This window comes from Herbidospora cretacea, assembly GCF_001570605.1.
In the GTDB taxonomy this organism is placed as follows: Bacteria; Actinomycetota; Actinomycetes; order Streptosporangiales; family Streptosporangiaceae; genus Herbidospora; species Herbidospora cretacea.
On sequence record NZ_BBXG01000031.1, the window covers coordinates 67221 to 77876 of the forward strand.

The following is a 10656-nucleotide window of genomic DNA, read 5'->3' on the forward strand; positions in this document are numbered from 1 at the left end:
CTTCTCTCAACCCTTCGTCAGGACGCGTCAGCTGTCGGCTCTGCCTAGTTGGTTGTCGATGAACGCCAGCAGCTCCTCGGTGGACGCCTCCTCGATGGCCGTGTCCGGTGCGGTGGCGGCGGTCCCGGAGCCGTCGGACGACTCCATCCACCGGGAGAGGATCGTCTGCAGGCGCACGGTGATCGCGTCCCTGCGCCCGTCGTCCCGGCCGACGGAGAACAGCACGTCCTCCAGCGTGTCCAGCTCCGCGAGCACCGGTGACGCGGGCGGCGCGGCGCTGTCCGGGGCGACCGTGTCCAGCACGAACGCGGCCAGCGCGGCGGGCGTCGGGTGGTCGAACACCATCGTGACGGGCAGCGGCACGCCCACCGCCGCGCTGAGCCGGTTGCGCAGCTCCACCGCGGTCAGCGAGTCGAAGCCCACCTCCATGAACGGCCGCCTGGGATCGACGGCGTCCGCGTCGCGGAGGCCGAGCACCACCGCCACCTGGCCGCCGACCAGTCTCTGGACGGTCGCCTCGTGCTTCTCGGCGGGCAGGCCCGCCAGGAGCTCGGCCAGGGGTTTCCCGTCGTCGTGCCCGGCCCGCTGGGCTTGACCGGCGGGCGGGACCAGACCGCGCAGCAGCGGGGCCACGTCGTCGCCGGCGCGCAGCGCGTCCAGGTCGAAAGGGGTCGCGGTCAACGCGGCGTCGGGCAGGGCGAGCGCGGCGTCGAGCACGGCCAGCCCGTGGCCGACCGCGACCGGGACGACCCCGTCGCGGCGGAAGCGGGTCAGGTCGGCGTCGGTCGCCCCGGCGCCGATGCCGCCGTCGACCTCCCACAGGCCCCAGCCCAGCGCGGTCGCCCGCAGGCCTCGGGCCGCCCGGTGCCGGGCCAGGCCGTCGAGGAACGCGTTGGCCGCGGCGTAGTTGGCCTGCCCCGCACCGCCGAACACGCCGAGAAGCGAGGAGAAGAGCACGAACGCGGACAACTCCATGCCCTCGGTCAGCTCGTGCAGGTGCCACGCGCCGTCCACCTTGGACCGCAGCACGTGCTCCAGCTGGCTGGGTTCCAGCACGGACACCAGGTTGCCGTCCAGCACTGCTGCCGCGTGCACCACAGTGGTCAGCGGGTGCTCGGCCGGGATGTCCGCCAGCAGCGCGGCCAGCGCGTCGCGGTCGGCGACGTCGCACGCGACGATCTCCACGAACGCGCCGTGCCCGGCCAGCTCGCGCCGCAGCGGCTCGGCGCCCGCGGCGTCCGGACCGGACCGGCTCACCAGCAGCAGGCGCCGCACGCCGTGCTCGGCCACGAGGTGGCGGGCGACCGCCGTGCCCACCGCCCCGGTGCCGCCGGTGATCAGCACCGTGCCCGAGGTCGTCCAGGCGCCCTGGCCGCCGTCCGGCGCACCGCCGTCGGCCCGGACCAGGCGGGGCGCCAGGATCTCGCCGCCACGCAGGGCGACGGCGGGCTCGTCGGTGTCGAGCAGCGCGGCCAGCAGCGCGAGGTCCGGGGTCGCGGTGTCGGTGTCGACCAGGACGATCCGGCCCCGGTTCTCCAACTGCGCCGAGCGGACCAGGCCCCACAGCGCGGCGGCGGCCGGGTCGCAGAGGTCGGCCCCGGCGGAGACCACGGCGCCCCGCGTGAGCACCACCAGCCGGGTCTCGGCCAACCGCTGGTCGGCCAGCCACGCGCGCAGCGACGCCAGCACGCCCGACGTGACCGCGTGCGTCCGCGCCGCGACGTCGCCGTCGGCCGCCGCCTCGGCGCTCAGCACCAGCACCTCGGCCGGCAGGCCGGAGCCGGCGACAGCGGCGATGTCGCCGAACACCGGCAGGTCGGTCCAGGCGCCGCCGACGGCGGCCCAGGTGACCGGCGGCTTGCCGGGGGGCAGCGGCAGCGCGTTCCACTCCAGGCGGTGCAGCGACCGTGCCGGGCCGGGGCCGCCGATCAGGTCGGCGGACGTCCGGTCGCGCCAGACGACCGAGTCCACATCGGCGACCGGGCCCCCGTCGGCGTCGACCAGCAGCACCGACGCGCTGTCGTCCCCGGTCGGGGTGACCAGCGCGCGCACCACCGTGGCGCCGGTGGCGTGCAGCCGCACCCCGCGCCACGCCGAGGCCAGGTGGCCACGGGTGACGCCCGCGAGCGACAGGGCGTCGTGCAGCAGGTTCGGGTGCAGGCCGAACCCGCCCGCCTCCCGGGTGTGCTCGTCGGCGAGCCGCACTTCGACCGCGGCGTCGGCGTTCTGCCGCGTGCTCACCGCCGCGGGCTTGGCGGCGAGCAGACCGGTCGCCACCGCGACCCACTCCTCATCGGCGGTCCTGGCGTGCACGGACACCGCGCGCGCGCCGTTCTCGCCGGCCTCGCCGACGCGGGCCTGCACCGACGCGAAGCCCGACTCCGGCACCGCCAGCTCGGCGAGCACCGTCAGCTCGGTCACCACCGGGCAGCCGACCTCACGACCGGCCCAGGCGACCGCCTCCACCAGGGCGGACGCGGGCAGCACCACGGCGCCGGACACGGTGTGCCCGGCCAGCCACGGGTGCGTCCCCAGCGAGACCTCACCGGTGAACAGCACCTCGTCGGTGTCGGCCAACGGGACGGTTCCGCCCAGCAGCGGGTGGCCGCCCGGCCTCGGGCCGAACGCCGCCGGCCCGCCGGAGGCCTCCAGCCAGTAGCGCTCGCGCTGGAACGGGTACGTGGGCAGGTCGACGACCTTCGCGCCGGTCCCGGCGAAGAACGCCGCCCAGTCCACCCGCACGCCCCTGGTGTGCAGCCGGCCCAGCGCCCCGACCAGGGTGCGCGGCTCGTCGTGGCCGTTGCGCATGGCCGGGAGCGGAACCGCGTGCTCCACCCCGGCTGCGGCCATCGCCGTCAGCACCCCGTCCGGGCCCAGCTCCAGCATCGTGCTGACGCCCTTGGCCTCCAGCGTGCGCACGGCGTCCAGGAACCTCACGGGCAGGCGCACCTGGTCCACCCAGTAGTCGGTGGTGGACCACTGGTCGCCGGACTCGACCTCGCCGGTCACCGTCGACACGATCCGGATCTTCGGGCGGTGGAAGGTCAGCTTCTCCGCGACGGCCCGGAACTCCCCGAGCATCGGGTCCATCCTCGGCGAGTGCGACGCGCGGCTGATGGCCAGCCGCTTGGTGCTGCGCCCGCGCGCCTTCCAGAGCGCGGCGACGGCCTCCGCGGCGTCGGTGTCGCCGGAGACGACGACCGACCGTGGGCTGTTGATGGTGCCGATGACCGCCCTGCCGGACTCCGGCAGCGTCTCGGCGATCTCCTCCTCCGTGGCCTGGATCGCGATCATCGCGCCGCCCTCGGGCAGACCGCGCATGAGCCGGCCGCGCGCGGTGACCAGTGTCGCCGCGTCCGGCAGGGACAGCACCCCGGCGACGTGCGCGGCGATCAGCTCGCCCGCGGAGTGGCCGACGACGAAGTCCGGGTGCACGCCCCACGCCGCGAGCTGACGGAACAGCGCGACCCCCACGGCGAACAGCGCGGCCAGCGTGTAGTCGATCTGGTCCAGCTCGTCGCCGGTCTCGATGACCTCCCTCAACGGCCTGGGCAGGCCCTTGTCCAGCTCGTCGGCCACCTCGTGGAAGGCGTCCCGGAACACCGGGAACGCCGCGCAGAGCTGCTTGGCCATGCCCACGCGCTGCGCGCCGCCGCCGGTGAACATGAATGCGGTCAGGCCCTCGGCGCGGACCCCGCGCACCGCGTTGGGGCCGTCGGTGGCCAGCTCGGACAGGCCGCGCAGCAGCTCGTCGCGGTCGGCGGCCGTGACCACGCCCCGATGAGTGAGAGCGGACCGGGTGGTGGCCAGGGAAAGGGCGACGTCGAGTGGGTCGGCGTCGCCCTCGGCCAGCAGCTCGCCGATCCGGGCCGCATGGGCGCGCAGGCCCGCGGCAGAGCTGCCGGAGAGCAGCCACGGCAGCACCGGCGGCTCGACCACGGGCACGGTGGCCGGGACCGGGGCAGCGGTGTCGACCGGGGACGGCTGCTCCAGGATCACGTGCGCGTTGGTGCCGCTGATGCCGAACGACGACACCGCCGCCCGGCGCGGCCGGCTCCCGCGCTCCCACACCCGCTGCTCGGTCAGCAGCGCGAGCCCGCCCGACGACCAGTCCACGTGCGGGGACGGCGTCTCGGCGTGCAGCGTGCGCGGCAGCGTCCCGTGCCGCATCGCCTCGACCATCTTGATGACGCCGCCGACCCCGGCCGCCGCCTGGGAGTGGCCGATGTTGGACTTCAGCGACCCCAGCCACAGGGGCCGGGACGCGTCGCGCGCGGCGCCGTAGGTGGCCAGCAGCGCCTGCGCCTCGATCGGGTCGCCCAGCGGGGTGCCGGTGCCGTGCGCCTCGACGACGTCGATGTCGGCCGGATCCAGGCCCGCGTTCGCCAGCGCCTGCTGGATCACGCGCTCCTGCGACGGCCCGTTGGGCGCGGTGAGCCCGTTGGAGGCGCCGTCCTGGTTGATCGCGGAGCCGCGCAGCACCGCCAGCACCCGGTGCCCGTTGCGCTCGGCGTCCGACAGCCGCTCCAGCAGCAGCAGGCCGACCCCCTCACTCCACACCGTGCCGTCGGCGTCGGCGGAGAACGACTTGCACCGGCCGGAGGGAGACAGGCCGCGCTGCCTGCTGAACTCGACGAACGAGCCGGGCCCGGCCATCACCGTCACCCCGCCCGCCAGCACCAGGTCCGACTCGCCCGTCCGCAGCGCCTGCCCGGCCAGGTGGAGGGCCACCAGCGAGGACGAGCACGCCGTGTCGACGGTGACCGCGGGGCCTTCGAGCCCGTAGGTGTAGGCCAGGCGACCGGAGATCACGCTGGAGGTGTTGCCCACCAGCAGGAAGCCCTCGTACTCGGGTGGTATGGACGGCAGGTGCGCGGCGTAGTCGTCGTACATCGCCCCCACGAACACGCCGGTGTTGCTGCCGCGCAGGGTCGCCGGGTCGATGGCGGCGCTCTCGAAGGTGTTCCACGCCGTCTCCAGCAGCAACCGCTGCTGCGGGTCGGTGGCGGTGGCCTCGCGTGGGGAGATGCCGAAGAAGTCGCGGTCGAACAGGTCGGCGTCGTGCAGGAAGCCGCCTTCCCTGATGTAGGAGGTGCCGGTCGCCTCCGGGTCGGGGTCGTAGAGCCGTTCGAGGTCCCAGCCCCGGTTGGTCGGGAACCCGCTGATGGCGTCGGTGCCGTCGGCGACCAGCCGCCACAGGTCCTTCGGCGAGCGGACCCCGCCCGGGTACCGGCACGCCATCCCGATGATCGCGATCGGGTCGTCGTCGGCGACGGTGGCCCTGACGGCGGCGCCGGCCGCACCCGTGCCGCCGATCTGACCCAGCAGGTACGCGGTCATCGCTTCCGGGCTCGGGTGGTCGAACACGACGGTGGACGGCAGCCGCACCCCCGTCGCGGCGCCGAGCTGGTTGCGCAGCTCGACGGCGGTCAGTGAGTCGACGCCCTGGTCCCTGAACGCCCGCGACGGCTCGACGGCCGTGCCCGAGGCGTGACCCAGCGCCAGCGCCGCCGTGCTCCGCACCAGCTCCAGCACAGCCGGTGCCCGCTCGCCTTCGGGCAGCGCGGCGATCCGGGCGGCCCAGTCGTCCGCGACCACCCGGCGTTCCACCCGCCTGGGCCGGACCAGGCCGTGCCAGAGGCGCGGGCGGTCGCCGCCGCCCGTCAGGTTCAGCGCGGCGGGCACGATCAGCGGCGCGGCCGAGCCGAGCGCCTCGTCGAACATCGCCAAGCCCCGCGCCCGCGTCAGCGGGACCACACCGGAGCGGGTCCAGCGCTGGACGTCCGCCTCGGACAGGGTCGCGCCCATGCCCTCCGCGTCCGCGCCCCACAGGCCCCAGGCCAGCGAGGTCGCGGCCAGCCCGTCGGCGGCCCGGTGTGCCGCCAGCGCGTCGAGATAGGTGTTCGCGGCGGCGTAGTTGCCCTGTCCGGCCGTGCCGATGATCCCGGAGACCGACGAGAACAGGACGAACGCGGCCAGGTCGTCGTCGGCGGTCAGGGTGTGCAGGTTCCACGCGCCGTCGACCTTGGGCCGCAGCACGGTCGTGATCTGCTCGTCGGTCAGTGACGTGATCGTCGCGTCGTCCAGGACGCCCGCGGTGTGCACCACAGCGGTCAGCGGGTGCTCGGCCAGGGCCAGGGCGGCGGCGAGCGCGTCCCGGTTGGCCGCGTCGGCCGCGGCGACCCGGACCCGCGCGCCCAGCGCCGTCAGGTCGCCGACCAGCGCGGCGCATCCGGGACTGTCCTCGCCGCGCCTGCTGACCAGCAGCAGGTGCCGCACGCCGTGTGCGGCGACCAGGTGCCGGGCCACCAGGGCGCCCAGCCCGCCGGTGCCTCCGGTGATCAGGACGGTGCCGTCTCGGTCGATCGCCCTGCCGGTCCGGGCGCCCGTGGTCCTGGCCAGGCGGGGGGCGTGCAGCCTGCCCGAGCGGATGGCCACCTGCGGTTCCCCGCTCGCCGCCGCCGCGAGGACGAGGGTGTCGTCCGAGCCGTCCGTGTCGACCAGCACCAGGCGGCCCGGGTGCTCGGTCTGCGCCGAGCGGACCAGGCCCCACACCGGCGCGTGCGCCAGGTCGTCGACCCGGTCTCCCGGCAGTGCGGCGACCGCGCCGCTGGTGACCAGCGCCAGCGTGGCGTCGGCGAACCGCTGGTCGGCCAGCCACTCCCGCACCAGCGCCAGTGCCGCGGCGGTGGCCTCGTGCGCGTCGGCCGGGGAGTCGCCGCCGGCGGTCAGCGTGGCGACGACGACGTCGGCGCGTTCGGTGGCGGCCAGCGTGGCGGCCAGGTCGGCCCGGGTCGGCACCGGGGTGTCAGAGGTCGCGATCGCGGGCCAGGCGACGCCGAACAGCGAGGTGCCCCTGCCCGCCGTGGCGAGCCCGGCGCGGGAGACCCCGCGCAGGGTCAGGGACTCGACGGTGACCACCGGCGCGCCGGTGGTGTCGGTCAGCTCCAGCCGGACGGCGTCCCGGCCGACCGGCGACACCCGCACCCGCGCCGCGGTGGCCCCGCCGGCGTGCAGGGTGACACCCTCCCAGGCGAACGGCAGCCGGATCTCGTCACGGTCGCGTGCCGCGCCGGGCAGCAGCGGGTGCAGCGCCGCGTCGAACAGCGCGGGGTGCAGCCCGAACCGGTCGTCGTGGTCGGCGTCCGGCAGCACGATCTCGGCCAGGACGTCAGTTCCCGCCCGCCACACCGAACGCAGCCCTTGGAACACCGGGCCGTAGTCGTAGCCGAGTTCGGCCAGCGCCGGGTAGGCGTCGTCGACCGGCTCGGCCACTGCGCCCGCGGGCGGCCAGGAGGGCGCCGCCGTGGCAGGGCTCTCCTGGGCGGGACCCAGCAGACCCGTTGCGTGCTCGGTCCACGCGGTGGCCGGGTCGTCTCCGTCCGGTCGCGCGTGGACGGTGACCCGGTGGGAGCCGGACTGGTCCGCGGCGGCCACCCTGACCTGCACCCGTACCGGCTCCCCCTCGGGCAGCGGCAGCGGAGCCCGCAGTGTCAGCTCCGCGACCCGCCCGGCGCCCGTGTGCTCGCAGGCGGCGAACGCCAGCTCCAGGAACGCGGTCGCGGGCAGCAGGGCCACACCCTCGATGACGTGGTCGGCGAGCCACGGGTGCGTCTTGGTCGAGAGCATGCCGGTCAGCACCACGCTCTCGTCGTCGGCGACCTCGACCACGCCGCCGAGCAGCGGGTGCCCGGCCGGGTCGAGGCCGAGACCGCGCGCGTCGGGGCGCGAGCCCGCGGTCAGCCAGAAGCGCTCACGCTGGAACGCGTACGTCGGCAGGTCGGCGGGGACGGCGTCCGGGAAGAACGGCGTGAGGTCGAGTGGGGAACCGGCGGTGTGCGCGCCCGCCAGCCCGGCGACGAAGGTGCCGGCCTCCGGCTTGTCCGCGCGTGCCAGCGGCACGGCGATCGCGGTGGCGCCGGCGGCCTCGACGGTCTCCCGCGCCAGCGCGGTCAGCACCGCGTCCGGGCCGATCTCGACGAGCACCGTCGCGCCCAGGCCGGTCGCCGTCAGCACGGCGTCGTGGAACCGCACCGCCGAGCGGATCTGGCCGGCCCAATAGCCGGGGCTCGTGATCCGTTCCGGGGTCACGACCGCGCCGGTGACGGCGGAGATGACCGGGATGGCGGGGGCGTGGAACGTCAGGCTCCCGGCGACCGCGCGGAACTCGTCGAGGATGCCGTCCATGTGCGGCGAGTGGAACGCGTGGCTGACCCGCAGCGGGCGCACCCGGTGGCCCCTGTCCTTCCACTGCCGGGCGACGCGGCTCGCGACCTCCGCGTCACCCGCGATCACCACCGCCCTGGGGCCGTTGACCGCGGCGATGTCGACCAGCCCGGCGTGCTCGGCGATCGAGGCGGAGACGGCGTCGGGCTCGGCCTCGATGGCGATCATCGCGCCGTCCGAGCGCGCGGCCTGCATCAGCCGGCCCCGGGCGGCGACCAGCGTCGCGGCGTCCTCGGCGGAGAGCACCCCGGCCACGTGCGCAGCGGCCAGTTCGCCGATCGAGTGCCCGACCACCAGGTCCGGCACCACGCCGTGGTGTGCGGCCAAGCGGTGCAGCGCCACCTCGAACGCGAACAGAGCGGGCTGGGTGTAGCCGGTCTGGTCCAGGTCCTCCCCGCTCTCGATGACCTCGCGCAGCCGGCGGTCCAGGTGCGGGTCGAGGTGCGCGGCGATCTCGTCGAACGCCTCGGCGAACACCGGGAACGCGGCGCGCAGTTCCTCGCCCATGCCGACTCGCTGGGCGCCCTGGCCGGTGAACATCAGCAGGGTCTTGCCGGGCAGCGCGGTGCCGCGCACCACGGTGGGCGCGGCCTGCCCGCCCGCGAGGGCGGCCAGCCCGTCGAGCCGGTCAGGTCCGGTCGAGCCGAGCACCACCGCGCGGTGGGCGAACGGGGTGCGCGTGGTCGCCAGCGCGAGACCGATGTCGGACGGGTGGGCGTCCGGCCGCGCGAGCACGAACTCGCGCAGTCGTGCGGCCTGGGCGCGCAGGCCGTCGCCGGTCGGCGCGGACAGCACCCACGGCGCCCTCGACGCGTCACCGCCGCCCGGCCGGTCCGCCTCCGGCTCCACCTCGATGATGGCGTGGGCGTTGGTGCCGCTGATCCCGAACGACGACACCGCCGCGCGGCGCGGCCTCCCCGTCACCGGCCAGGCGCGGTTCGCGGTGACCACCGAGACCGCGCCCGACGACCAGTCCACGCGTGGGGTCGGCTCGTCGACGTGCAGGGTGGCCGGGACGATGCCGTGGCGCATCGCCTGCACCAGCTTGATCACACCGCCGACCCCGGCCGCGGCCTGAGCGTGGCCGATGTTGGACTTGAGCGACCCGAGCAGGGCCGGCTCCCGGTCACCCCGGCCGGCGCCGTAGGTCGCCAGCAGCGCCGCCGCCTCGATCGGGTCGCCCAGGCTGGTGCCGGTGCCGTGCGCCTCGATCACGTCGACGTCGGCGCCGGTCAGGCGGGCGTCGGCGAGGGCCTGGCGGATCACCCGCCGCTGCGCCGTGCCGCTCGGTGCGGTCAGGCCGTTGGACGCGCCGTCGGAGTTGACCGCCGTGCCGCGCACCACGGCGAGCACCTGGTGCCCGTTGCGGCGGGCGTCGGACAGCCGCTCGACCACGAGCAGGCCGACGCCCTCGGCCCACGCGGTGCCGTCGGCGGCGGCGGCGAAGGCCTTGCAGCGGCCGTCGGCGGCGAGGCCCTGCTGCCGGGAGAACTCCAGGAACATGCCCGGCGTCGACATCACCGCCGCCCCGCCCGCGATCGCCAGCGACGTCTCGCCCCGGCGCAGCGACTGAACGGCCAGGTGCAGCGCCACCAGGGACGACGAGCACGCGGTGTCCACCGTGATGGCGGGGCCGAGCAGACCCAGTTGGTAGGCGATGCGGCCGGACATGACGCTGGCCGTGCCGCCGGTCAGCAGGTGACCCTCCACGCTCGCCGGCGCGTCGTGCATCCGGGGGCCGTAGTCGAACGTCGTGGCGCCGATGAAGACCCCGGTCCGGGAGCCACGCAGGTCACGAGGGAGAAGACCGGCCCGCTCCAGCGCTTCCCACGTGGTCTCCAGCAGCAGCCGCTGCTGCGGGTCCATCGCCTGCGCCTCGCGCGGGGAGATGTCGAAGAACCTGGCGTCGAAGTCGCCCGCGTCGTGCAGGAAACCGCCCTCGCGCACCGAACTCTTGCCGGACGCGCCGGGGTCGGGGTCGACCAGGTCCTCGGCCCAGCCCCGGTCGGTGGGGAAACCGGAGATGGCGTCGCCGTTGCCGACGACCAGCCCCCACAGGTCGTCGGGCGAGGCGACCCCGCCGGGGTAGCGGCACGCCATCCCGACGATCGCGATCGGCTCGTCGCCGAACCCGGCGGTGACGACCTCCTCGACATCGGTGTCCCGGCCACTGAGCAGGGCGTCGAGGTGAGCGGCCAGAGCGGCCGGCGTGGGGTGGTCGAACAGGGTGCTCGACGGCAGGCTCAGGCCGGTGGCCGCCGCGAGACCGTCACTGAGTTCCACGGTCATCAGCGAGCTGAAGCCCAGGTCGCGGAAGGGCAGGTCGACCTCGACCGCCTTGCCGGGGGCCAGGCCCAGGACGGCGGCGACGTGCGCGGTCACCAGGTCGGCCGCGCGGGTGGCCGGGCCGGTGACCGGGCGCGCGGCGGG

1 protein-coding gene is annotated in these 10656 nt (G+C 75.6%); it reads right to left on the reverse strand.

Annotation, left to right across the window (positions count from 1 at the left end):
- Positions 1-27: 27 nt before the first annotated feature.
- A complete protein-coding gene (locus tag AW270_RS36360; protein ID WP_245675023.1) occupies positions 28-10608 on the reverse strand; it encodes a type I polyketide synthase in 10581 nt (3526 codons plus the stop codon).
- Positions 10609-10656: the final 48 nt, after the last annotated feature.